Origin of the sequence: Nonomuraea sp. GTA35, assembly GCF_041950525.1 — a bacterium.
Taxonomy (GTDB): domain Bacteria; phylum Actinomycetota; class Actinomycetes; order Streptosporangiales; family Streptosporangiaceae; genus Nonomuraea.
On record NZ_JBGNUV010000006.1, the window covers coordinates 25,492 to 46,692 of the forward strand.

At 69.9% G+C, this 21,201-nt stretch carries 26 protein-coding genes and 1 tRNA gene; 16 read left to right on the forward strand and 11 right to left on the reverse strand.

Annotated elements, in window-relative coordinates:
• The first annotated feature begins 243 nt into the window (after nt 1–243).
• Nucleotides 244–525 (forward strand): hypothetical protein, encoded by a 282-nt coding sequence (locus ACBJ32_RS26600; RefSeq protein WP_375129022.1) that lies wholly within the window; start codon nt 244–246, stop codon nt 523–525.
• 253 nt (nt 526–778) lie between these two features.
• The gene (locus tag ACBJ32_RS26605; protein ID WP_375129434.1) at nt 779–1,510 is read left to right on the forward strand and encodes a GntR family transcriptional regulator; all 732 of its coding nucleotides are present in this window, start codon (nt 779–781) and stop codon (nt 1,508–1,510) included.
• Between the two features lie 12 nt (nt 1,511–1,522).
• Here ACBJ32_RS26605 and ACBJ32_RS26610 read toward each other — a convergent pair whose 3' ends face one another.
• Nucleotides 1,523–1,936: a hypothetical protein gene (locus ACBJ32_RS26610; RefSeq protein ID WP_375129023.1), complete on the reverse strand. Its 414-nt coding sequence runs from the start codon at nt 1,934–1,936 to the stop codon at nt 1,523–1,525.
• A 163-nt stretch (nt 1,937–2,099) separates the two neighbouring features.
• Between ACBJ32_RS26610 and ACBJ32_RS26615 the strand changes: the two genes are divergently transcribed.
• The 8 genes from ACBJ32_RS26615 (at nt 2,100) to ACBJ32_RS26650 (ending at nt 7,916) form a co-directional block, all read left to right on the forward strand.
• A complete protein-coding gene (locus ACBJ32_RS26615; RefSeq protein WP_375129024.1) occupies nt 2,100–2,513 on the forward strand; it encodes a plasmid replication, integration and excision activator in 414 nt (137 codons plus the stop codon).
• Nucleotides 2,513–2,779, forward strand: a complete 267-nt coding sequence (locus ACBJ32_RS26620; RefSeq protein WP_375129025.1) for a hypothetical protein — start codon at nt 2,513–2,515, stop codon at nt 2,777–2,779. Before ACBJ32_RS26615 ends, ACBJ32_RS26620 begins: the two co-directional genes overlap by 1 nt.
• Nucleotides 2,776–3,090 (forward strand): hypothetical protein, encoded by a 315-nt coding sequence (locus ACBJ32_RS26625; RefSeq protein WP_375129026.1) that lies wholly within the window; start codon nt 2,776–2,778, stop codon nt 3,088–3,090. The genes ACBJ32_RS26620 and ACBJ32_RS26625 overlap by 4 nt, the downstream gene beginning before the upstream one ends.
• An 84-nt stretch (nt 3,091–3,174) precedes the next feature.
• Nucleotides 3,175–4,593 (forward strand): FtsK/SpoIIIE domain-containing protein, encoded by a 1,419-nt coding sequence (locus tag ACBJ32_RS26630; protein WP_375129027.1) that lies wholly within the window; start codon nt 3,175–3,177, stop codon nt 4,591–4,593.
• The gene (locus ACBJ32_RS26635; RefSeq protein ID WP_375129028.1) at nt 4,590–4,739 is read left to right on the forward strand and encodes a hypothetical protein; all 150 of its coding nucleotides are present in this window, start codon (nt 4,590–4,592) and stop codon (nt 4,737–4,739) included. Before ACBJ32_RS26630 ends, ACBJ32_RS26635 begins: the two co-directional genes overlap by 4 nt.
• Nucleotides 4,736–6,349: a replication initiator gene (locus tag ACBJ32_RS26640; protein WP_375129029.1), complete on the forward strand. Its 1,614-nt coding sequence runs from the start codon at nt 4,736–4,738 to the stop codon at nt 6,347–6,349. Before ACBJ32_RS26635 ends, ACBJ32_RS26640 begins: the two co-directional genes overlap by 4 nt.
• The gene (locus ACBJ32_RS26645; protein ID WP_168009989.1) at nt 6,346–6,537 is read left to right on the forward strand and encodes an AlpA family transcriptional regulator; all 192 of its coding nucleotides are present in this window, start codon (nt 6,346–6,348) and stop codon (nt 6,535–6,537) included. The genes ACBJ32_RS26640 and ACBJ32_RS26645 overlap by 4 nt, the downstream gene beginning before the upstream one ends.
• Nucleotides 6,534–7,916 carry a tyrosine-type recombinase/integrase gene (locus ACBJ32_RS26650; RefSeq protein ID WP_375129030.1) on the forward strand — a complete coding sequence of 461 codons (1,383 nt, stop codon included), beginning with the start codon at nt 6,534–6,536 and terminating at the stop codon, nt 7,914–7,916. The genes ACBJ32_RS26645 and ACBJ32_RS26650 overlap by 4 nt, the downstream gene beginning before the upstream one ends.
• 221 nt (nt 7,917–8,137) lie before the next feature.
• Here the strand turns inward: ACBJ32_RS26650 and ACBJ32_RS26655 are convergent.
• Nucleotides 8,138–8,211 (reverse strand) — tRNA-Arg (locus tag ACBJ32_RS26655).
• A gap of 54 nt (nt 8,212–8,265) precedes the next feature.
• Nucleotides 8,266–8,979 (reverse strand): ZIP family metal transporter, encoded by a 714-nt coding sequence (locus ACBJ32_RS26660; RefSeq protein WP_375129031.1) that lies wholly within the window; start codon nt 8,977–8,979, stop codon nt 8,266–8,268.
• A gap of 90 nt (nt 8,980–9,069) precedes the next feature.
• Between ACBJ32_RS26660 and ACBJ32_RS26665 the strand changes: the two genes are divergently transcribed.
• Together ACBJ32_RS26665 and ACBJ32_RS26670 are read left to right on the forward strand one after the other, a co-directional pair.
• Entirely contained in the window at nt 9,070–9,891 is an 822-nt protein-coding gene (locus tag ACBJ32_RS26665; protein ID WP_357873035.1) for a phosphotransferase, read from the forward strand.
• A complete protein-coding gene (locus ACBJ32_RS26670; protein ID WP_375129032.1) occupies nt 9,875–10,828 on the forward strand; it encodes a cobalamin biosynthesis protein in 954 nt (317 codons plus the stop codon). Before ACBJ32_RS26665 ends, ACBJ32_RS26670 begins: the two co-directional genes overlap by 17 nt.
• Nucleotides 10,829–10,991: 163 nt before the next feature.
• Here ACBJ32_RS26670 and ACBJ32_RS26675 read toward each other — a convergent pair whose 3' ends face one another.
• The 5 genes from ACBJ32_RS26675 to ACBJ32_RS26695 form a co-directional block, all read right to left on the reverse strand.
• The gene (locus tag ACBJ32_RS26675) at nt 10,992–11,144 is read right to left on the reverse strand and encodes a hypothetical protein (protein ID WP_357873031.1); all 153 of its coding nucleotides are present in this window, start codon (nt 11,142–11,144) and stop codon (nt 10,992–10,994) included.
• Nucleotides 11,145–11,317: 173 nt separating this feature from the next.
• Nucleotides 11,318–12,115: an exodeoxyribonuclease III gene (locus tag ACBJ32_RS26680; RefSeq protein ID WP_375129033.1), complete on the reverse strand. Its 798-nt coding sequence runs from the start codon at nt 12,113–12,115 to the stop codon at nt 11,318–11,320.
• A 65-nt stretch (nt 12,116–12,180) separates the two neighbouring features.
• Complete coding sequence (locus ACBJ32_RS26685; RefSeq protein WP_375129034.1) at nt 12,181–12,339, reverse strand: hypothetical protein; 159 nt, start codon at nt 12,337–12,339, stop codon at nt 12,181–12,183.
• 225 nt (nt 12,340–12,564) lie between these two features.
• The gene (locus ACBJ32_RS26690) at nt 12,565–13,536 is read right to left on the reverse strand and encodes an inositol-3-phosphate synthase (RefSeq protein WP_375129035.1); all 972 of its coding nucleotides are present in this window, start codon (nt 13,534–13,536) and stop codon (nt 12,565–12,567) included.
• A 78-nt stretch (nt 13,537–13,614) separates the two neighbouring features.
• On the reverse strand, nt 13,615–14,241 hold the full coding sequence (locus ACBJ32_RS26695) for a hypothetical protein (RefSeq protein ID WP_375129435.1): 627 nt from the start codon (nt 14,239–14,241) through the stop codon (nt 13,615–13,617).
• A 21-nt stretch (nt 14,242–14,262) separates the two neighbouring features.
• Here ACBJ32_RS26695 and ACBJ32_RS26700 point away from each other — a divergent pair, with 21 nt between their 5' ends.
• Nucleotides 14,263–14,466 carry a hypothetical protein gene (locus tag ACBJ32_RS26700; protein WP_357873078.1) on the forward strand — a complete coding sequence of 68 codons (204 nt, stop codon included), beginning with the start codon at nt 14,263–14,265 and terminating at the stop codon, nt 14,464–14,466.
• Here the strand turns inward: ACBJ32_RS26700 and ACBJ32_RS26705 are convergent.
• Nucleotides 14,442–16,001, reverse strand: a complete 1,560-nt coding sequence (locus ACBJ32_RS26705) for an ABC transporter substrate-binding protein (RefSeq protein ID WP_375129036.1) — start codon at nt 15,999–16,001, stop codon at nt 14,442–14,444. The genes ACBJ32_RS26700 and ACBJ32_RS26705 overlap by 25 nt on opposite strands.
• Nucleotides 16,002–16,200: 199 nt before the next feature.
• Between ACBJ32_RS26705 and ACBJ32_RS26710 the strand changes: the two genes are divergently transcribed.
• Together ACBJ32_RS26710 and ACBJ32_RS26715 are read left to right on the forward strand one after the other, a co-directional pair.
• Entirely contained in the window at nt 16,201–18,078 is a 1,878-nt protein-coding gene (locus ACBJ32_RS26710) for a nitrate- and nitrite sensing domain-containing protein (RefSeq protein WP_375129037.1), read from the forward strand.
• Nucleotides 18,071–18,427 (forward strand): DUF742 domain-containing protein, encoded by a 357-nt coding sequence (locus ACBJ32_RS26715; protein WP_043630385.1) that lies wholly within the window; start codon nt 18,071–18,073, stop codon nt 18,425–18,427. Before ACBJ32_RS26710 ends, ACBJ32_RS26715 begins: the two co-directional genes overlap by 8 nt.
• On the opposite strand, the gene ACBJ32_RS26720 is transcribed toward ACBJ32_RS26715, so the two are convergent.
• A complete protein-coding gene (locus tag ACBJ32_RS26720) occupies nt 18,405–19,799 on the reverse strand; it encodes an MFS transporter (protein ID WP_375129038.1) in 1,395 nt (464 codons plus the stop codon). The two genes, ACBJ32_RS26715 and ACBJ32_RS26720, sit on opposite strands and share 23 nt — an antisense overlap.
• Nucleotides 19,800–19,872: 73 nt before the next feature.
• On the opposite strand from ACBJ32_RS26720, the gene ACBJ32_RS26725 reads away from it, so the two are divergent.
• Nucleotides 19,873–20,352, forward strand: coding sequence for a MarR family winged helix-turn-helix transcriptional regulator (locus ACBJ32_RS26725; RefSeq protein WP_375129039.1), 480 nt, complete (start codon nt 19,873–19,875; stop codon nt 20,350–20,352).
• On the opposite strand, the gene ACBJ32_RS26730 is transcribed toward ACBJ32_RS26725, so the two are convergent.
• The gene (locus ACBJ32_RS26730) at nt 20,322–21,200 is read right to left on the reverse strand and encodes an ABC transporter ATP-binding protein (RefSeq protein WP_375129436.1); all 879 of its coding nucleotides are present in this window, start codon (nt 21,198–21,200) and stop codon (nt 20,322–20,324) included. The two genes, ACBJ32_RS26725 and ACBJ32_RS26730, sit on opposite strands and share 31 nt — an antisense overlap.
• Nucleotide 21,201 lies beyond the last annotated feature (1 nt).

Genomic DNA, 21,201 nt, shown 5'->3' on the forward strand with positions numbered 1-21,201 from the left:
CACGGTACGTCACGCGGCCTCCTGCCACAGGGAACGCCGGATGAACGAGGAGATGGCGACGGTGATCCGGCCAGACGAGACAAGCAAGACGTCGCCGTGCCCCGGCTGCCGGGGACGCGGGATCAAGCTGCGCGACTCGCGCCGTGCGCTCCTCATCGGCGACTGCGACACAGATCAGACCCCTAGTGAGGAGCGGGAGTGTCTCGACTGCCTCGGAGGCGGCCAGGCCGAAGGGAACGGGAAATGAACTCGATCATGCAAGCGGCGCTGAACTTCCCGCAGAACCGGGAAGAGGGCGACATGCTCGTCCGGCTGCGCGACCAGCTCACGAACCTCGGTGTCAACGCCGAGTTGCGGGACAACAACACCGCGCTCATGGTGCACAAGCGTGAGCCGGGGATGCCGGTGTGGGTGTTCGTCGGGTTCGGCGGGGCCTACTACTCCTGGCAGAGCGCCGAGCAACGGCACCCGACCAGTGATCCGGAGGGTGCGGCAAAGCTCCTGGCTGAGTACATCGCCAGGTGATGACCGGCGCGGCAAGACGAGCGCGTTCCCTATCGGAGGGGGTAGGGACGCCGCCGCCTCGTCTCGTCGCGCCGCTCCCGGCAGGCAGTTGCAGTGGTAGCCCCCGCGGCGTCCTTTCCCCGCCCGGCTGCTGTGCTGCCTGCCGGTTCTGTCCGTACGGCTCCCCGCCTTGTCGCAACAGCGTGGACAGGCTGTGGCTGGCCGGTTACTCTCAAACTTGGTAAAACAACCTGTCGGCTGTTGGACGGTCATGATGTCGCTAGAGTCCGTGCCGCCTAAGTATGCGCAGCTTGTCCAGACTCTTCAGAGGCGCATTGAGGCAGGAGACTACCCACCGGGCACGCTTCTCCCCAGTGAGAACCAGCTCATCCAAGAGTTCGGTGTCTCCCGTCCCACCGTGGTCGCCGCCCTGCGCGTGCTGCGTGAGCAGGGCTGGATCGAGTCCCAACAGGGCAAGGGGCGCTTCGTGCGCGGCCGTCCGGCCATGGCCTCCATTGAGCAGAAGCGGCCTGGACAGGCGTACCTGACCAAGCCGGAGGCCGACACTACCGGCGAGGTTGTCGAAGTGGGCGCTGTGGCCGTCCCGAACCGCGTCGGTCTGCTGCTAGACGTGCAGCCCAAGAGCAAGGTGTTCGTCCGGCGGCGGCTCATCGTGCGTGACGGCGAGCCGACCGAGTTGGTGTCGCTCTGGCTGCCGTTGGATCTCTCCGGAGGTACGGACCTCACCAGCGGTGAGCCGTTGCGACAGGGGTTCCGGGAGCATCTCCAGGCACGTAAGGGCATCCGGTTCGACCACATCGTGGAGCAGATCACCGCGCGCATGCCCGCGTCCGACGAGGCCAAGCAACTGGCCATGCCCAAGAACATCCCGCTCCTGGCAGTCTTCGGCGCCGTCCGTGATGCCTCCGGCCGGCCCCTTGCTGTCGTCGAGGTCCTGCTCCCTGCTGACCGGCACGAGTTGGAAGACGCCTACCCGACCACGTGATCGGGCTGCCGTCTATGTGCAGCGGTGGTCCCAATCGCTAGAGCTGACGTCGCTGAACTCCACAACGACGGCTCTACCGTCTCCGGTGTCCTCGCCCCAGGTCAGACGGACGTTGGCCTCGTTCTCCACTCCGGCAATCGCGGCCTTGCGGTAGTAGGCACCGATCTCCCCCGCCGACAGGCCGGTGCTGAGAGGCAGTCGGATCTCATAGTGGCAGTAGTCGCCACTTCCACCGGAGTTCTTGCCGAATTCGGCTTCGGTGTCGCCATTGCTGCGTGTCTCAGGCGGCAGCGGGATGGCCAGCACTCGCTCATGAAATTCGTCGAGCCGGGCATCGTCGCGCCACACCGGCTTCATGATCAGCAGGAACAGCCCAACCAGCGGGGCGATCACGGCCACGGCTGAGCAGCCCCACAGGATTCGCATCAGATCCTCCCCAGATGCCGGGTCATCGGCTTGGGCGCCTGTCTATCGCACAGGTGACACGCCCGTCACCTCACACCCAGTCACTTGACCTAGCAAGCTACGCAGAGTTACGGTGCAACTACTTGATAGGTCGAGTGCCTGTCATTCAAGAGAGGAACCCGTTATGGCTCTGCAAGGCCCCATCCCCGTCACCTTCGCCATGGTCTTCCCGCACGGCTGCTACATCGTCGGCGAGGTCGAGCCCGTCAAGGACTTCGACGCCTCGGCTGGCGGCCGATTCGTGCAGGCCCGCGACAAGCAGACCGCAGAGCTGGTCTGGCAGGTCGCGGTCATGGACGGTGACCCGACCCTCAAGCCCGCCCAGAAGACGGTGGCGGTCAAGATCCTGGCCCCGGTTCAGCCGGTGCCGCCGCAGCCCATGCCCGGGCTGCCGTTCACGCCCGTCGAGTTCGACGGCATCTCGGTCACGCCGTACGTCAACGCGGCCGGACGTCTCGCCTACTCGATCAAGGTCCGTGAGATGCACGCGCCCCGCCAGACCGCCCAGCCCGCCAAGGCCGGAAAGGAAGCCGCCTGATGACCCGACGCCGTACCCCGCGCAACAGCGTGATCCGGCTGACCACCGGGCACGCCGCCCGCACCATGAACCACCCGTTCGCCCGCCGTGAGCCCGTCCTGGCGCTCGACTTCGGCGCCACCTCCGTACTGGTCACCACCAACGGCCCCGTGACGGCCGAAGACCTGGAGTTCGCGCGCCAGCTCGCCCGCGAGGCCCACCGCTTCGCCCGCTCCCTGGAACGCAGCTTCTACGGCCTTCCCGACGGTCAGGGGATGGCGGCGTGAGCGAGCACCGGCCCTACACCTACGTCACCTTGTCCATGCGGCCCGACTCCGCACCACACGTCGGCGTCTCCTTCCACACGCCGCGCCTCCAGATCCGCGCCGGACTGCTGGTCAGCAATCCCCGGCCGTACCTGGAGTTCGTCTCCCACGAGGCCAACGTGCACATCTCTACCTCTGGGGCCGGGCCGGTAACCGACGCCGATCTGGACATCGCCCGCGAGATCTTCAACGCCGCCGCCCGCTATCTGGCTGACTGCGAGCTGCTGCACGCCGAAGAGTCGGCCAAGGACGCCACCGGCACGGCGGCCTGAGACGAAGCGGGGCCGCTGGAAGCGGCAACTTCCGGCGGCCCCTCGGTTCTCCCCTGACTCCACATCACGAGAGGTTCCCAGCTTATGTTCAAGCGGCTTCCTGGCGATGAGGCGCGCAACCTCGTCTCCACCACGCCGGATACGGCCGTCGTCTTCCGACCGGCCGTGCTCAAGACTCCCGCCATCATCACCTTCCTCGTCTACGGCTGGCGCTTCCTGGCCGCCCTCGTCCGCACGACATGGCGGCATCCGGTCGCCGTCGCCGTCCCCGTCGTCCTCGGCGGCATCGGGTACTGGTACGGCTGGTCTGCTGCGGCATCCACCCTTGGCATCGTCGTGCTGTCCCTGCTCGCCTGGGCCTGCACCGACGGCGATCTCTTCGCCCGTCTCGTCGGCTTCCGGCTGCTGGCCTGGTGGCGGCTGGTGTCGGTCTACCGGCGTCACTGGCATGGCGTCATGGACGTCTCCGGCCTGGCCAAGCGCGTCAACGGTCGCGTTTACATGCCGCGTATGCTCCGCGTCACCTGCGACGGCTGGGCCGACCGCATCACGGTCCGGATGCTCGGCGGCCAGGCGGTCAAAGACTGGTCCGACCGCATCGACAACCTCGCCCAAGGCTTCGGCGCCACCTCGTGCCGGGTCGCGCTCGTCAAGGGTGGCCGACTGCTGCTGACCTTCCCGCGCAGCGATCCACTCGCCGCGCCCATGCCCGCCCTTCCCATCCCGGACGAGCCATCGGTCGGACCGGTCGAGATCGGCAAACAAGAGGACGGCCGACCGCTCCGGCTCAAGGTCCACGGCACGCACGTCCTGATCGCGGGCGCGACCGGCGCTGGCAAGGGCTCGTTCCTGTGGGACACCATCCGCGGGCTGCTTCCCGCGATGCGGGCGGGCCTGGCCGAAGTATGGGCACTGGATCCCAAGCTGATGGAGCTGTCCTTCGGCCGAGAGCTGTTCCAAGGCCGCTACGCCGCCGATCCAGCCGACTGCGCCGACCTGCTCGACGAGGCCGTCTCCGTCATGCAGAAGCGGGCCGCCCGCTTCGCCGGACTCCAGCGCTCCCACGTCCCGACGATCGAGGACCCGTTCGTCCTGGTGCTCGTGGACGAGGTGGCGTTCCTGACCGCCTACCAGCCCGACCGGCAACTCCGGCAGCGCATCTCCGCCGCCCTGGCCACCCTCGCCACCCAAGGCCGCTCGGTCGGCGTCGGCGTCATGGCCGCACTCCAAGACCCACGCAAGGAAGTCATGAACATCCGCAACCTGTTCCCCGACAAGATCGCCCTCCGGCTCGACGAGTCGGAGCAGGTGGACATGGTCCTCGGCGATGGCGCACGCGATCGAGGCGCACTCGCCGACCACATCTCACCCGTCACGGAACTGGGCGCGGGCGTCGCGTACATGCGCCTGGAGACCTCACCCGAACCGATCCGCGTCCGCGCCGCCTACGTCTCCGACACCGACATCCGCGCCATGGTCGCCTACTACGGGCAGGCCGCATGACTCACCTGCTCCACGGCCTTCGCTGCGCCACCTGCCTCACCCTGAACGTTCTCTGGCTCGACCCTGTCCGCGCCCTGGTCGAGTGCTCCGAATGCGGCCAGACCGCGCTCATCGTCACCGACCCCGACGAAGGGAAGACCACATGACCCATGCGCAAGACCGCGCTCTCCCCCGCGCCGTCCGACAGGCCATGCCCATGGCCCGCGACGTACTCGTAGAGGTCGCCAAGCAGCACGGCGTCTGCGTACGCCCCATCCCTCTCCGGCGGCTCGACACCCACACCGGCAAGACCGAGATCATCGACGTCCCGTGCGGCGCCACCCTCGACAGCAAGTGCCCGCCCTGCGCCCAGCGCAACAAGCAGCTCCGCAAGGCCCAGTGCCGCGAGGGCTGGCACCTCGACGCCGAACCCATCGTCACGCCCGACGAACCGAACGAGGAACAGCGCTGGCTGGTGGAGTTTCGCGCCGACGTCCAAGCCCAGCGCGACGCCGCCGAAAAGGCCGGCGACGACACCACCGACCTGGACGCGCTCATCACCGGCCTGGACGATGAGATCAACGCCGCAGGCATGCGCGGCAACGTCCTCGGCCGCACAACCGCCAAGCGCTCCCGCTCCACCCGGCGGCGGCAGGACGCGCCCGACCTGCCCAAGCGCAAGATGACCCACACCACCCTTGGACGCACCTTCCAAGGCAGCGATGGCAAGGTCTACCGGCCGTCCCTGTTCGTCACGCTCACCTTGCCCTCGTACGGCAAGGTCCGCGACGGCGCACCCATCGACCCCGACACCTACGACTACCGGCGCGCCGCACGGGACGCCCTGCACTTTTCCAAACTCGTCGATCGCTTCGTACAGAACCTGCGCCGCGTCGCAGGCTACGACGTGCAGTACTTCGCCGCCGTGGAGCCTCAGAAGCGGCTCGCCCCGCACCTGCACATGGCCATCCGTGGAACGCTCCCACGCGCCGAGATCAAGCAGATAGCCGCCGCCACCTACCACCAGGTCTGGTGGCCCCAGGCCGACGAAGTGCTCTTCGACGGCGACCATCTGCCCGCCTGGCAGGACGGCACCGGCTACCTCAACCCGGCCACCGGCGAAGTCCTGCCCACCTGGGACGAAGCCCTCGACGCCCTCGACGAAGACGCCGAACCGCTCCACGTCATCCGCTTCGGCGAACAGGTCAATGTCCAAGGCGTGCTCGCTGGCACCCCGGACGCCGACCAGTGCATCCGCTACCTGTCCAAGTACCTCACCAAGTCCCTCGGCGACGCCCTCGACGGCGGCCAGGCCCAGCGCGAGCATGCCGCCCGCATGCTGGACGCCCTCCGCTACGAACCCTGCTCCCCCGCCTGCCCGAACTGGCTCCGCTACGGCATCCAACCCAAGGGAGCCAAGCCCGGCATGCAGCCCGGCCGCTGCCGCAGCAAGGCCCACAAACCCGAACACCTCGGCTACGCCGGACGCCGCATCCTCGTCTCCCGCAAGTGGAGCAACAAGACCCTCGCCGAACACAAGCAGGACCGCCGCACCTGGGTCCTGGAAGCCCTCGGCCAGACCGACCAGCCCATCGACCCCCACCGCTACGTCTGGCGCCCCGTACCGGCCGGAGACGCCAACGTGCCACCCCTTGCCGTACGCCTCCTCAGATCCGTCCACGAACGCCAACGCTGGCGCGCCCACCTGCGCGAACTGGAGGCCCGAGCAGCCGGACAAGATCTTTCGGCAACCGAGGACGTCGGGAGGGCCGCATGACCAAGCACGACGAACTACTGACCGTCCGCCAGGTCCTCGACGAGCTCGGCGGCGTCTCCCGCCGCACCTTCTACCGCTGGCGAGAGATCGGCAAGGCACCAGAGGGCATCCGCCTGCCCAACGGCGAACTCCGCATTTACCGCAGCGACCTCAACGCATGGCTCGAATCCCTCCGGAGCGCCGCATGACCACCTCCTACAAGGTCAAGTTCTGGGACATCCGAACCAACACCAGAGCGGACAAGCCCGATAAGAAGCCCCGGATCGTCTCCCACACTGTGCGGTGGACGGTCGGCAACCGCGAGAAGTCGCAGACCTTCAAGACCAAAGGGCTGGCCGAAAGCTTCCTGTCCGACCTGCGGCAGGCGGCCAAGAAGGGCGAAGCCTTCGAGGTGGGCAGCGGTCTTCCCGCTTCGATGGTCAAGGCCAAGGATGCCCGGACCTGGTATGCCTTCGCCGTCGCGTACGTCCACGCTTGGTGGCCTCACGCGGCGGCGAAGTCTCGCGAGGGCATGACCGACACCCTCGCCACCGTCACCCGCATCCTGGTCGGCGACGTACCCGGACGTCCGTCCGACGAGATCATCCGGCGGGCACTGCGCGAGTACTCTTTCCTGCCCGAGGACCGCAGGCGGGAGCCGGCACCGGAGATCTCCCGCGCTGTCCGCTGGCTGGAGGGCGCTTCACTCCCGCTGAGCGCCCTGGAGGAGACCAAGCACGCCCGTGCGGCGCTGGAAGCCCTGGCGCTGTGCCTGGACGGCACGCCTGCGGCGACCTCGACATACCGCCGCAAGCGGGCCGTCTTCCATCACGCGCTTGAGTACGCCGTGGAGCTGGAAGAGCTTTCGGCAAATCCACTGCACAAGGTCAAGTTCCGCAAGGCCAAGGTGAGCGGCGAGATCGATCGGCGCTCGGTGGTCAGCCCCAGCCAGGCGCGTGAACTGCTCACCGCGGTGACCTACGTGGGGCGATCGCGAGGGCCGATGCTGGCCGCCATGTTCGCCTGCATGTACTTCGGAGGTCTTCGTCCGGCAGAGGCGGCGGGACTGCGGCAGAAGGACTGCCGGCTTCCAGAGAAGGGCTGGGGGCTGCTGACGCTGGAGAAGACCAGGCCACAGAGCAACAGGCGGTTCACCGACTCAGGGCAGGCCCACGACGAGCGCGGGCTGAAGCACCGGGACGTGAAGCACACGCGCACCGTGCCCATCCCGCCCGAACTGGTGGCCATCCTCCGGGATCACATCGCGGCGTTCGGAGTCGGCGAGGATGGCCGGCTGTTCCGTACGCGCACGGGCGGCGTGATCTCGGGCTCGGCGTACGCGAAGGTCTGGCAGGAAGCCCGGACGTACGCCTTCACTCCTGACCAGGTCGCCTCTCCCCTGGCGGGCAGACCGTACGACCTCCGGCACGCGGCCGTCTCGCTCTGGCTCAACGCGGGCGTGCACGCCCCGGAAGCGGCCGAGAGAGCGGGACACGGCGTGGACGTGATGCTCCGCGTCTACGCCAAGTGCATCGACGGCCAACGGGAGATCGCCAACCGGCGCATCCTGGAAGCACTCGCGGCGTGACACACGAGCCACGGCAGGACCCCGGGACACCTCGGGGTCCTTTCGCCGTTCCGGGCCTCAAACTCCCTTGCCGACCTGGGAAAACGTGGCGGCGAGCATTCCGCGTATGTTCCGCGAGCAGTGGCACAGGGCTGCTTTCGGCGGCCTCCCCCTGCGTACGGCGCAACCGGGGCGATCATGCAAAAGACCAGGTCAACCCGCGGATTGCCTGGTCTCGATTGCGCGCCCTGCAGGATTCGAACCTGCGACCGTCGGATTAGAAGTCCGGTGCTCTATCCAGCTGAGCTAAGGGCGCTCCCGCCTTATTGTGCATGATCCGGCGACATGTCACGCACACGTTTTCCCCGTGTCAGTCTGTCAACCCGATCACACCCCACATGAACAGCGTTCCCAGCACGGTCGCCGTCAACGTCCATCCAGTGGCCCGTCTGGGCGTATGGGCCTCAGGGAGGATATCGGACGTGGCGAGGTAGAGGAGGAATCCGGCGAAAAGGCCGAGGTACGCGCCGAGGGTGGCGTCCGGGATGGTGAGGAGGGTGGTGATGGTGGCGCCGGCTATGGGGGCGAGGGCGTCCAGGGTGAGGGCGCGGTGGCGGGCGTTGCCGTAGAGGGAGGTGACGGTGTACGTGTTGAAGCCGTCCGTGAAGTCGTGAGCGATGACGCCTATCGCTACGGCCACCGCCAGGGAGGTGTCCGTCCGGTAGGCGGCGCCGTCCAGGAAGCTGTGGATGACGAGGGCCGAGCCGGCTGTGAGGCCGGCGCCCGCCCGGGCGTGTCGGTGGGTGGCGTAGTCGGTCTCGTGGGCGTCGTGCATGCCCATCGAGCGTTCCACGATGTGGATGCCGAGGAAGGCCAGGGCGAGCGTGAGCATGGGCAGAAGTACGCCGTGCACGCGCAGCGGTTCGAGGGCCAGGGCCTCCGGGAGGAGGCGGAAGGCGACCACGCCGGGCATGACGCCGGCCGCGAAGCCGAGGACGAGGTGGCGGCGGCCGCCGGTGCGGTCGGCGACGAGGCCGCCGAGCAGCGTCATCACGAAGGCGGCCGGCGACAGCAGGATCGGCATGAAGTCGCAGGCTGGCGGGCCGCGGCGGCAACCTTCTGAGTTGGAAAAGGCCAGGCGGGGACGGGGCAAATAGGTCTAAGCTGTCTGGGCATGGTCGCGACGCTCCTGCATGAGATTCCCCTGCAGGGCGGGGACGTGACAGACGGGGTGGTGCGCGTCGGTGACACCGTGCGCAGACCGGCCAGTACGTCCACGCCCGCCGTGCATGCCCTGCTCAGACACCTTGAAGCCGCCGGGTTCGACGGGGCGCCGAGGGTGGTGGGGATGGACGAGTTCGGCCGGGAGATCCTCACCTTTCTTCCTGGTACGACCGGGCTTCGGCTGGAGAGCGTGACCGACGAGGCCTTGGCCCAGCTTGCCGGGTTGTTGCGGCGGTTTCACGATGCGACCGCCGGGTTTCCGCTGACGGGGGCGGGGTGGGAAGGGGGGTCGAACGACGATCGGTCGCCGGAGGTGATCGGGCATTGTGATTTAACGCCCGAGAACGTGATATTTCGGCATCGTTCGGGTGGCCGCTCCGATGGGGTCGCCGGTGGTGAGACCGGTCCGTACGCGTTGATTGATTTCGATCTGGCCCGGCCGACGACCAGGCTCTTCGACATCGTGACCACCCTGCGCCACTGGGCCCCCATCTCCGACCCCGTCGATCGCGCCCCTCTCCTGCGCTCTGTGGACGTGGGTGCCCGGCTCCGCCTGTTCTGTGACGCGTACGGCGTGCCGCCCCGCGACCGCCGCCGCCTCCTGGAACTGGCCAGGCTCCGCTTCCACCGCTCCTACGCCGTCATGCGCACCCGCGCCACCGCCGGCGGCAACTGGGCCAAGATGTGGGCGGGCGGCGCCGGCGAGCGCATCCGTCGGGCCGCCGCGTGGCTGGATGTGCACGAAGATGAGCTTCATGCCCATTTGGTATGACCCTCTGGGGCTCGCCCTCGGCGTCGCCCTCGACCGGCTCCTCGCCGACCCGCAGAGCCCCGCACACCCGGTGGCGGTGTTCGGGCGCGGCGCGGCGCGGCTGGAGCGGGCCCTGTACGCCGACGACAGGCGGCGCGGCGTGCTGCACGTCGCCGTGTGCGTCGGCGGCACGGCCACGCTCGGCGTGCTGGCGGTGCGGGCGACCTCCCGCAGCAGAGTCCTCCGTACGACCCTGACGGCCCTGACCACCTGGGCCGTGCTCGGCGGCACCACGCTGGCCAGGGAGGGCGCGTACATGTCCGACGCCCTGGAGCACGGCGACCTGGAACGCGCCAGGGCCCGCCTCCCCCACCTGTGCGGCCGGGACCCCAGCGGGCTGGAGGCCCCCGAGCTGGCGCGGGCCACGGTCGAGTCGCTGGCCGAGAACACCTCCGACGCCGTCGTGGCCCCCCTGTTCTGGGGCGCGGTGGCGGGGGTGCCGGGGATGCTGGCGTACCGGGCGATCAACACGCTGGACGCCATGATCGGGCACCGTTCCCCTCGCTACGAGAGATTCGGCTGGGCCGCCGCCCGGCTCGACGACGTGGCGAACTACGTGCCGGCGCGGCTGACCGGCGTGCTCACGGTGCTGACCGCGCCCGATCCGGGCGGCGCGCGGGCCATGCTGCGCAGGGACGGGCACCGCCATCCCAGCCCGAACGCCGGACGGTGCGAGGCCGCGTTCGCCGGCGCCCTCGGCGTCACGCTCGGCGGGAAGAACGTCTACGGGGGGAGGGTCGAGGAGCGGCCGACGATGGGGGACGGGCCCTCGCCCCAGGTGCACGACATCCCCCGTGCGGTGCGGCTGACGCGGGCCGTGAGCGTGGCCGCTGCCTGCGTGGCGGGAGCCGCCATGATCGGGGCGTCCATCGCGGGCGCCTGGATACGCCGCCGCTGAGGACGCCGCTGAGGGCGGGGGTGAAGGTGAGGGGTGAGGGTGAGGGCTGCTCGGAACGGGCGGAGTGTGGTGCGCTGTGCGGCCCCGCCCAAGGGCCCGCACAGCGTGCCATGACCACCACACCGCAACCACACACACGCGCGCCCCGCGACGCGCGCCCCGCCTACATGATGCGGTTGAGGTTGAGTACGAGCCAGATCACGAAGATCACGACCAGCGTGATCCCGATCATCGACTTGGCGGCGTTGTGCGCGGTGGTCCTCCTCGCCATGACTTGCCTGGCGCTCTGCTTGTACACCTGACGCATGATGATCATGGCTTGGAATCGACGCCCGAGAGCGAACACGGCGAGCCCGATCAGGATGAATAAGATGACGCGGCCATCTGCAGGTTCCACGGGAATCCCCCCTGTGGTCCTCTGGAGTCGCTTACCGCCCCCGAAACTGTGAGAACACAGGATACTCGGCCGACAGCGGTTTGTGATGATATTTATGCATCCACGTCAACCACGATCGGCGCGTGATCCGACGGCCCCTTCCCCTTGCGCGCCTCCCGGTCCACGTACGCCGACCGCACCCGCCCGGCCACGTCCCCGCTCGCGTACACGAGGTCGATCCGCATCCCCTTGTTCTGGTGGAACATCCCGGCCCGATAGTCCCAGTACGTGAACGGATACGGCCCCTTCATCGGCGTCGGCACCACGTCGTGCAACCCGAGGGCACGCAGCTCGGCCAGCGCCTGGCGTTCGGCGGGCGTGACGTGGGTGGCCCCGGCGAACAGGGCGGGGTCCCACACGTCGGCGTCCGTCGGCGCCACGTTGTAGTCGCCGCAGGCCACCACGGGCCCGGCGGCCACCTCGGCGGCCAGCGCGTCACGCAGCGCGGCGAACCAGTCGAGCTTGTAGGCGTAGTGGGGCGAGTCGGGCGTGCGGCCGTTGGGCGCGTACAGGGACCAGACGCGCATCCCGGCGCAGGTCGCGCCGATGGCGCGGGCCTCGGGGCGGGCGGCGCCGACCCCTTCGAGCTCGCCGAAGCCGGGCTCGCCGGGGAAGCTGAGCGTCACGTCCGCCAGCCCCACCTTGGACAGCACGGCGACGCCGTTCCAGCGGCCGTCCCCGTGGGCCGCGGCGGCGTATCCGAGGGCCTCCACCTCCGCCATCGGGAACGCCTCCGCTGGGCATTTGGTCTCCTGCAGGCACACAATGTCAGGCGCGGTCTCCGCCAGCCAGTCGAGCAGGCGGGGCAGCCGTGCCTTGACGGAGTTCACGTTCCAGGTAGCCAGGCGCATCTCTCCAGCGTGCCACCACGACCCGCAGGAGACCCGCATGTACGGGCCTGTACATGCGCCCGTGGTCAGCGGCTGGTCCAGAGGGGCCTGTTGTCCTTGGAGCAGACGATGACCCGGCCGTCGTTGCCGACCGCGAGCCAGGCGCCGGGGTTGCCGGCGGTCTTGGCGCTCCGCAGCGCCTTGTTGTCGCGGTCGGCCACCACCCGGTTGCCCTCGGCCTGCATGATCGAGCGGGGCGCGTGGGTGGCGGCCGGCGCGTCCGGCCACGTGCTGCGGGCGGACTCCGAGCGGGTGGACGCGCTCGTCGGGCGCTCAGGTTCCGGTCGAGGGCGCCGAGCAGCGGGTACGACGAGGCCGGCGGCACGCTCGCCCGCGTGGACGTCCCGCTCGGCCTGCTCACCTCGACCGGGCCGAGCACGCGGATGTCCATCCCGGCCGAGCACAACGGGTCAGACCGCCTTCATCAGCGCGCCGGACACCTCCTCCAGCAGCCCGCCGGCGCCCCGGTCCATGGCCTGCTTGGCGTGCCGCGCGGCGTCCAGGGCGTTGCCCGCGGCGCTGGGCGAGTCCTCGACGACCAGGCGCAGCTCCAGCTCCAGCGGGGATCCGCCGAACCCCTCGCCGTCCAGCCTGATGTAGGCGACCTTGCGGTCGTCCATGAACGGGACGTACTGGGCGCCGACGTGGATGGACGTGCCCGCGCCTGTCGCCTTCGTCGCCTGCTTGCTCCGCATCCGCCCGGCGTCCTCCAGGTTGACGAAGTCCATGTTGCCGCCGCCCAGGAGCTGGTGGCCTCCGGTGAGGCTGACCCCGCTGCCGGTCAGGGCGTCGACCAGCGCGCGGTGCACGAGCGTGGCGCCGAACGAGCTCTTCAGGTCGTCGCCGACCAGCGGCAGCCCGGCCGCGGCGAAGCGGGCGCGCCACTCGGGCGAGCGGGCCAGCACGGCCGGCATACAGTTCACGAACGCGCATCCGGCCTCGATGGCGGCCTGCGCGTAGAGCTCGGCGGCGCGCTGCGCACCGGTCGGCAGGAAGTTGAGCACCACGTGGCTGCCCGTCTCCCGCAGGTGGGCGGCGACCTCGGCGGGCGTGGCCGCGCCGCGCGGGTCGACGAGGCCGGCCGAGCCCGGGCCGACGCCGTCGGCCAGGATGCCCTCCACCACGGGGACGCCCAGGTGCGGCACGTCCGCGAACCTGCGGGCGTTGTTCGGCGCGGTCCAGATGGCCTGCGACAGGTCCTGGCCGAGCTTGGCGCGGCCGACGTCGAAGGCGGCGGTGAAACGGACCTGGGAGATCGCGTAGCCGGCGCAGACAGGGTTCGGCAGGCCGGGGGCGTCGCCGTCACGGTAGTGCTCGACGCCCTGCACCAGGGCGGACACGCAGTTTCCGACGCCGATCACGGCGACGTTCACAGAGCTCATGCCCGGATTAGATCAGGCTCGTGCGCCGGGCACGCGCGACGGCCTCCACGCGGGAGGCCGCGCTGCCGCCGGCCAGGGTCAGGGTCGCCGGGTTCGCTCCACTCCCACGGTGATCTCGTTGCCCAGGCGGCGGCCCAGGAGCAGCTCCAGGTCGTCGCCGCTCCAGAACCTGCCGGGGTCGTACCAGTTGGGGCGGCGCCCGCCGGCCAGCAGCCCCATCGCCTCGTAGGTGACGGCCACCACCTCGGCGCAGTAGGCGCTCTCCAGGGTCTGCTCCCTGCGGCTCCTGCGCGGCACCCTGCCGCGCATCCAGCGCGCGGCCAGCCGGGCGGTGGAGGGGAACGGGGTGCCGTCGAGCCTGGCCACCGTGCGCAGGGCCGCGTCCTCCATCTCGGGGGTGGCCTCGGGGTCGAGCTGGCGCAGCCAGGCCCGCTGGTCGTAGCGGTCGGCCCACACGGTCACGGCCTCGCGCAGGTCGTGGAGCTGCACGCCGCGCTGGTGGGTGCCCGACCACAGGTCGAGCAGGGACTTGCCGAGTTCGGCGTGCCACATCATCGGCGGCATGTCCTCGATCACGATGGCCATGCCCACGTGGTTGACCGGGCTGTTGGTCATGGTCTGGATGGCGCGGTCGGGCACGGAGCGGCCGCGGAAGATCCACAGGTCGCCGGTCCTCGTCACCTTGACGGCCTCGTCGAGAGTCAGCACAGGGCTAGCCTAGGCAACATGCGCTGGTGGAAGATGCTCGGATTGGCCGGAATCATGGGTGTGGCGGCCACGGGAGTGGTGATCGCGCGGGCGGAGCGGCGGCGCCGCGCCTACACCCCCGAGGAGATCAGGGCGCGGCTGCGCGAACGGGTGGAGAGCGATCAGCCCGACGGCGGCACGTCGCAAGCGGGCAGCGATCAGCCCGACGGGCGCAGGTCGTAGACGAAGACCACGTCCGGGTAGGCGGGGTTGTCGTCGTAGCCCTGGATGCCGCCCAGGTAGGCCCGCCGCGACTTGACCACCCAGGGCAGCGCGGCGGCCACCCGCTGGTCCAGCACGCGCGTGGTGGCCTGCTCGTACGCCCGCTGCGCCGCCGGCTTGTCGGTCACCGTCAGCTCCGGCAGCGTGCCGAGCAGCGCGTCGAGGGTCCGGTCGTTGAGGTAGGACAGGTTCATCACGGGCGGGTTCGCGCTCTGGAAGACCTGGCCGAAGTAGGAGTAGCCGTCGGCGTAGTCGGGCCACCAGTACATGACGAAGATGTCCTGGCCGCGCTTCTTGCCCAGCTCCCACTGGGCGTTCCAGTGCATGCCCCTGACTTCGAGGGTGACGTTCAGCGTGCGCAGCGTGGCCCGTAGCCGCCGGGCGAGCACCTGCTCGTCGGCCTCGCCCTCGGCGTAGGTCAGCCGCAGCCGCAGCGGGCGGCCGCCGGGGCCGTAGCCGGCCTGCTGGAGGAGCCGGGTGGCGCCGGCGAGGTCCTGCTGGGGCACGCGGTCCGGCACGTGGCCGAGCAGCCCTTCCGGCACGACGCCGCTGGCCGGCATCACGGAGCCCTTGAGCGCCTTGATCAGGCCCTGGTAGTCGATGGCCTTCTGGACGGCCTTGCGCACCCTGATGTCCTTCATCGGCCCGGCGGCCGTGTTGAACAGCATCATGGCGGTCGTGAACGACGGCCGGTCGGAGGTGCGCAGCCCGGGCGCGGCGGAGGCGCGGGCGAACAGCCGCGGGTCGAGCCGGTCGACGAAGCTGGCCTCGCCGCTCTGCAACATCCGGTACGCCCGCTCGGTGTCGGGCACGACCTTGTACTTGATGGTGTTGTAGTGCGGGCGCCGCCAGCCGCCCCAGTACCCGTCGTACGCCGAGAGCGTGAGCTCGTCCTCCTTGCCCTTGTTCCACCTCGTCACCGTGTACGGGCCGGAGCCCGCGTCCCTGCCCTGCCGGAAGAACGCGGGCAGGTCGGGGGCGGCCTTGGTGTCGTAGATGTAGGCCGCGTACCCGGCGGAGGCCACCAGGTCCAGCGGCACGGGGTACTTCAGCGCGAACGTGACCGTGAGCGGCCCCTCGACCCGGATGGAGGAGACGGGGTCCCAGATGTAGGAGGCACCGGTCTTGGCCTGCATCGTGCGCTCGATGGACGCCTTGACCGCCTCGGCGTCCAGTGGCCTGCCGGTGTGGAAGGTGACGCCTGAGCGCAGGGAGAAGGTCCAGGTCCGGCCGTCGGCGGAGGAGCGCCAGGACGTGGCCAGGCGGGGGGCGGACTTCTTGGTGACGGGGTTCCAGAGCGTGAGGGTCTCGTAGACGTTCTGGAAGGCGATGATCTCGTTGGAGTAGGAGCGGCTGGGGTCCCACTCGGTGACGATGTCGGTGTTCTTGACGTAGACGAAGGGTGACTCCCCCGCCGGCGCCCGCTGCGGCTCCTGGGGGGTCGAGCAGGCCGCCACGAGGACCAGCGCGGCGGCCGCAACGAGTCGACGGCGCAACGCAGGCTCCCTCTGTGGCCGATGTGATTCCCGGGAAACCTACTCCAAGATCCAGCAGAGGCGTGACACGTGTCCAAAAGTCCCGAAAAATTGGGCATTCTGGTGATCGAATTGCTATTCTCGGGGCTTGTCCCGTCCGGGGTTGCCAGCTTGGGACCGACCGGAGTGAGGTGCCATGGGTCGTAGCCGAACGATCCGCATGAAGATCATCGGACTGCTACTGGTGCCGCTGACCTCCATGGTGGTGTTGTGGGGGGTCATCACCGCCGTCACTGCCAGCGAGAGCTTGGAGCTGCGTCAATACAAGACAGTCTGGACGAACCTCCGCCTGCCCGCGTACAAACTGATCAGCGAGATCCAGCGCGAGCGTCTCATCTCGGCCCAGCTCCTGCGTGACATGGCGGACGAGTCCGCCGTCGCCGCCCAGCGCACCAAGACCGACGCCGCCCGGGACTCGTTCATCCAGCTCTCCAGCACCTCCAAGGACAGATCGGAAGAGATCCGCACACAGGTGGACGCGGTGCACACGCAACTCGACAGGCTCGACTCGGTCCGTGGGGAGATCGACGCGGGTCTGTCCGACCGTCTGCACAGCGTGGAGGCGTACAACTCGGTCATCGACACCCTGTACGGCCTGCACCGCAAGGTCGCGCTGATCGACGACATCCCGATCTACGAGCAGTCGCGCGTGGTCGTCGACATGAGCTACGCCAGGGAGCTGCTGAGCAGGGAGCAGGCCATCGGCCTCGGCACGGTCGACGCGGCCGAGCGCAGGCTGTTCACCCAGATCGCGGGCAACCGGCGCTTCCTCATCGACCAGGGCCTCGGCGAGCTCGACCCGGCGCTGCGCGACCCCCAGGTCGCCCTCATCAGCTCCCCCGCCTACCAGCGGATGCGGATGATGGAGGACCAGATCATCGCCGGTGGCACGCCGCAGGGCTGGCTGAGCACCACCGAAGGGCTGGCCAAGTCGTTCAACGAGGCCCAGCTCAGGGCCAGTACGCTGCTGAACGAGCGCGCCGACCCGGTGGCCGACCAGGTGCTGTCGCGGGCGTTCCTGCTGGCGGGCACGGCGCTGGCGCTGGTGATCGTGTCGATCGCGTTCTCGCTGCGCATGGGCAACCGCCTGTCGAAGGAGCTCGGCGCGCTGCGGCTGGCGGCGCTGGAGGTCTCCCAGGAGCGGCTGCCGCACGTGGTCGCCAAGCTGCGCAAGGGCGAGAAGGTCGAGATGCCCGAGCTGTCCGTGGCCAGCACCACGGTCGAGATCGACGACGTGGGCCAGGCGTTCTCCGCCGTGCAGCAGACGGCGGTGGAGGCCGCGGTCGGCCAGGCGCAGCTCAGCGAGGGCGTCGGGCACGTCTTCCGCAACCTGGCCAGGCGCAGCCAGACGCTGCTGCACCGCCAGCGCATCCAGCTGGCGGACATGCAGCACCGGGCCACCGACCCCGAGCAGCTCGACGACCTGTTCAAGCTGGACCACCTGACGACACGCATGCGCCGCCACGCGGAAGGCCTGATCATCCTGTCGGGCGCCACGCCCGGGCGCGGCTGGAGCCGGCCGGTGCCGCTGCTCGACGTGGCCCGCGGCGCCGCCGCCGAGGTGGAGGACTACCAGCGCGTCGTCATCGAGCCGATGTCCGGCCAGCGCCTGGCCGGCACCGTGGTCGGTGACGTGATCCACCTCATCGCCGAACTGATCGAGAACGCCACCGTCTACTCCCCCGCGCACACCTCGGTCATCGTGCGCGGAGAGGGGACGGCCCGGGGCTTCGCCTTCGAGGTCGAGGACCGGGGGTTCGGGATGGAACCAGAAGAGCTGGCCGAGTACAACGAGCGGCTGGCCAGCCCGCCGGAGTTCGACCTGGCCGACAGTGACCGGCTCGGCCTCTTCGTCGTCTCCCGCCTGGCCGCCAGGCATGACATCCGCGTGACGTTGCGCGGTTCACCATATGGAGGGACCACCGCGATCGTGTTGATCCCGGAAGAGCACGTGGCAGAGCCGGAGCCCGAGGCCCCGGCGATCGCCGTGCAGAAGGAGCCCGCCGCTCGCCCCATGCGGGTGGTGCGAAGTGACTGAAGAGCGCTGGCTGGACGAGGACGCCGGTCCGATCGTCCCCGCCTACCTGCTGACCAGGGGGCGCACGGTGCCCGCGAGCGAGGCCATCGACCTCATCGCGGTCATCATCACCGCCGGCGGCCTCACGCCGCCCCGCGGCCTCGACCCCGAACACCTCATCATCCTGCAGAAGTGCACCCAGCCCACGCGGCTGGTGGACGTGGCGGCCGAGCTGAACCTGCCCATCGGCGTGGTCCGGGTCCTGGTCGGCGACCTGCACGCCCAGCAACTCGTGCAGGTCGAGCTGCCGCCGCCCGCCCCGGACGCCAAGGTGCTGCTGGAAGTGATCAGTGGCCTGAAGGCGCTGTGACCGGCCTGCGGTTGAGATAGCCGTACCCGGCCGCGAACAGCGCGGCCACGACGCCCGCTCCGGCGGCTGCCCCGAAGACCCACGGGTAGCCGCCGCCCGCGGCGAGCACGGCGGCGATCGCGGCGCCCGCCACGCTGCCGCCCACGATGCGGACCAGGGCGTTCACCCCCGCCGCCACGGCGGTCCTGTCCGGAGCCACGTGCTCCACGGCCATGGTGCCCAGCGCCGCGTAGCCGACGCCGAGGCCCACGCCCATCAGCGAGGACGCCACGTACAGGTGCGCCGGAGCCGTGTGCTGGACCACCAGCCAGAGCCCGGCCAGCGCGGTGACCCCCGAGCCGATCGCCACCATGGCGGACGCCGGGAGCCTGCGCATGATCCGGCCCGCGAACAGCGAGATCACCAGCATGAAGAGCGTGCTCGGCAGCAGGTAGATCCCCACCTGCAGGGTGGTCGCCGCGAGCCCGCCCGCCGCCTCCGGCGCCTGGGCGAAGCCGGACATGCCGGTCAGCAGGGTGAAGAACGAGAACCCGAGCAGGAAGGAGGACACCGTCGCGCCGACCGTCCCCCTGTGCACCAGCATCGCCATCTCCACCAGCGGCTCGGCCACCCTGCGCTCCACCAGCACCCAGACGACCGCCAGCACGGCCGCCGCGCCGAAGAGCCCGAGCACGCCCGGCGAGGTCCAGCCCCAGGAGCCGCCCTCGCTGACGGCCAGCAGCAGCGCGACCAGCCACGCGGTCAGCAGCGCCGCACCCAGCAGATCGGGACGGCCCTTGACCGGCGGGGCCGAGTCACGCACGAGGAAGGCCACGACGATGCCCGCCACCAGCGAGATGCCGCCGGTGATCCAGAAGACCAGGTGGTAGTCGCCGGAGGCGAGCCCGGCCAGGATCATGCCGCCGCCGCTGCCGAACCCCATGGTCGCGCTCAGCACCCCGATGCCCGTCGCGAGCTGCTGCCTGGGCAGGGAGTCCCTGACCACCCCGATCGACAGCGGCACCAGCGCGGACACGAAGCCCTGCAGCACCCGCGCCACGATCAGCCAGGTCAGCGAGGTCGCCAGCGCGGCCATGACCGAGCCGATCACCAGGAGCGTCAGGGCGGCGAGGATCATGCGGCGCCTGCCGTACATGTCGCCGAAGCGCGACAGCAACGGCGTGGACACCGCGCCCACCATCAGGCTCAGCGTGAGTGTCCAGCTCACGGCGCTCAACGAGGTGTTCAGCTCTCGTTGCAGCACGGGAAGCAGCGGAACCACCGCGGTGTTCTGGAGAGCGGCGATGGAGGCGGCGAAGGCCAGTGAGATCACCGCGGGCCAAGGGTTCCGGCTGGTCGTTGCCCGCGACGCGGGCACGACGACTGTCGCCATGTCGGCTCCTTTAGATAACTTAGGTAAGTAACCGGGAACCGATAATACATACGTAAGTTAGGTAATCAAGCGGATGGACGAGAATCTGCGCCGAACGGTGGACGCCTATCGCCGGCTCGCGACCTCAATGAACCGCGCCAAGACGCACGAGCGGCTGACCGAGGCCGCGGGCGTCCGCCTGGACCGGCCGGACGTCCAGATCCTCGTCGATCTGCTGGACGCGGGCGAGCCGCGCCGGATCGGCAAGATCGCCGAGAGCCTGCAGGTGGAGAGCCCGCACGTGACGCGCCACGTGGCCGCGCTGGAGCGGCGCGGGCTGGTCGAGCGGGTACGCGACCCCGACGACGGCCGGGCGTGGCGCATCGCGCTCACCGAGGAGGGCGGCCAGGCGGCGCTGGCGTGCCGCCGGGCCGCCTCACAGTGGTTCGAGGCCGCGCTGGCCGGCTGGTCCGAGCCGGAGCGGGCGGAGCTGGCCCGGCTGATGGACAAGCTCGCCGACGACATGTGCGCGCACCTGAAGGGTCAGGTGGAGAGCACGTCCTCCGCCCGGTGACAGGCCACCTGACGGCCTGCCACGTCCCGCGCCACGGGGGCCTGCTCGCACGCGGGCACGGCCAGCGGGCAGCGCAGCCTGAACGGGCACCCGGTCGCCGCGGGGACCGCCTCCGTCCTGCCCCCGAGGGCCGAGGCGGCCTCGGGCGGGGCGCCGCCCAGCTTGGGCACGGCGTCGCGCAGCGCCCTGGTGTACGGGTGGGTCGGGTTCGCCAGGAGCTCGGAGGTGGGGCCCGACTCGACCACGCGGCCCGCGAAGAGCACGTGGGAGGTGCGGCAGAGCCGCTCCACGACGGCCAGGTTGTGGGTGATGAGCAGGCGCTCGGTCTCCAGCGAGGCCAGCAGGTCGAGGATCCTGGCCTGGACGGTGACGTCGAGCGCGCTGGTGGGCTCGTCGAGGATGAGCAGGCGGGGGCCGACGGCCAGGGCCCTGGCGATCACCACGCGCTGGCGCTGGCCGCCCGAGAGCTGGTGGGGGCGGCGATCGGCCAGCGCGGGATCGAGGCCGACCTGTTCGAGCAGCTCGCCGACGCGGGCGCGGGCGGCGCGCGGGAGAGCCTCGGCGATCGAGCGGCCGACGCGCATCCGGGGGTCGAGGGCCTCGGCCTGGAAGACGGGCTGCACGTCCTTCCTGAACGCCCTCAGGTCCGCCTTCTTGAGGTCTTGGTCGCCGTACCAGATATTTCCGGATATGGGGCTCAGGAGGCCCAGGAACGCGCGCGCCAGCGTCGTCTTGCCGGAGCCGCTCTCCCCGATCAGGCCCACGCCGCCCCCGGTGATGTCCAGGCTGACGTCGTGCACGACGGGGCGGCGGCCGTACCCGAGCGTCACGCGCTCGGCCCTGAGCATG

Coding starts and splice junctions, on each gene's coding strand:
- ACBJ32_RS26710 (WP_375129037.1), top strand. CDS start 16,201: ATGAAGATCATCGGACTGCTACTGGTGCCGCTGACCTCCATGGTGGTG.
- ACBJ32_RS26640 (WP_375129029.1), top strand. CDS start 4,736: ATGACCCATGCGCAAGACCGCGCTCTCCCCCGCGCCGTCCGACAGGCC.
- ACBJ32_RS26685 (WP_375129034.1), bottom strand. CDS start 12,339: ATGCAGGCCGAGGGCAACCGGGTGGTGGCCGACCGCGACAACAAGGCG.
- ACBJ32_RS26680 (WP_375129033.1), bottom strand. CDS start 12,115: ATGCGCCTGGCTACCTGGAACGTGAACTCCGTCAAGGCACGGCTGCCC.
- ACBJ32_RS26730 (WP_375129436.1), bottom strand. CDS start 21,200: ATGCTCAGGGCCGAGCGCGTGACGCTCGGGTACGGCCGCCGCCCCGTC.
- ACBJ32_RS26660 (WP_375129031.1), bottom strand. CDS start 8,979: ATGCCGATCCTGCTGTCGCCGGCCGCCTTCGTGATGACGCTGCTCGGC.
- ACBJ32_RS26670 (WP_375129032.1), top strand. CDS start 9,875: ATGCCCATTTGGTATGACCCTCTGGGGCTCGCCCTCGGCGTCGCCCTC.
- ACBJ32_RS26700 (WP_357873078.1), top strand. CDS start 14,263: ATGCGCTGGTGGAAGATGCTCGGATTGGCCGGAATCATGGGTGTGGCG.
- ACBJ32_RS26620 (WP_375129025.1), top strand. CDS start 2,513: ATGACCCGACGCCGTACCCCGCGCAACAGCGTGATCCGGCTGACCACC.
- ACBJ32_RS26610 (WP_375129023.1), bottom strand. CDS start 1,936: ATGCGAATCCTGTGGGGCTGCTCAGCCGTGGCCGTGATCGCCCCGCTG.
- ACBJ32_RS26645 (WP_168009989.1), top strand. CDS start 6,346: ATGACCAAGCACGACGAACTACTGACCGTCCGCCAGGTCCTCGACGAG.
- ACBJ32_RS26725 (WP_375129039.1), top strand. CDS start 19,873: ATGGACGAGAATCTGCGCCGAACGGTGGACGCCTATCGCCGGCTCGCG.
- ACBJ32_RS26600 (WP_375129022.1), top strand. CDS start 244: ATGAACTCGATCATGCAAGCGGCGCTGAACTTCCCGCAGAACCGGGAA.
- ACBJ32_RS26630 (WP_375129027.1), top strand. CDS start 3,175: ATGTTCAAGCGGCTTCCTGGCGATGAGGCGCGCAACCTCGTCTCCACC.
- ACBJ32_RS26675 (WP_357873031.1), bottom strand. CDS start 11,144: ATGATCATCATGCGTCAGGTGTACAAGCAGAGCGCCAGGCAAGTCATG.
- ACBJ32_RS26650 (WP_375129030.1), top strand. CDS start 6,534: ATGACCACCTCCTACAAGGTCAAGTTCTGGGACATCCGAACCAACACC.
- ACBJ32_RS26720 (WP_375129038.1), bottom strand. CDS start 19,799: ATGGCGACAGTCGTCGTGCCCGCGTCGCGGGCAACGACCAGCCGGAAC.
- ACBJ32_RS26665 (WP_357873035.1), top strand. CDS start 9,070: ATGGTCGCGACGCTCCTGCATGAGATTCCCCTGCAGGGCGGGGACGTG.
- ACBJ32_RS26690 (WP_375129035.1), bottom strand. CDS start 13,536: ATGAGCTCTGTGAACGTCGCCGTGATCGGCGTCGGAAACTGCGTGTCC.
- ACBJ32_RS26605 (WP_375129434.1), top strand. CDS start 779: ATGTCGCTAGAGTCCGTGCCGCCTAAGTATGCGCAGCTTGTCCAGACT.
- ACBJ32_RS26635 (WP_375129028.1), top strand. CDS start 4,590: ATGACTCACCTGCTCCACGGCCTTCGCTGCGCCACCTGCCTCACCCTG.
- ACBJ32_RS26615 (WP_375129024.1), top strand. CDS start 2,100: ATGGCTCTGCAAGGCCCCATCCCCGTCACCTTCGCCATGGTCTTCCCG.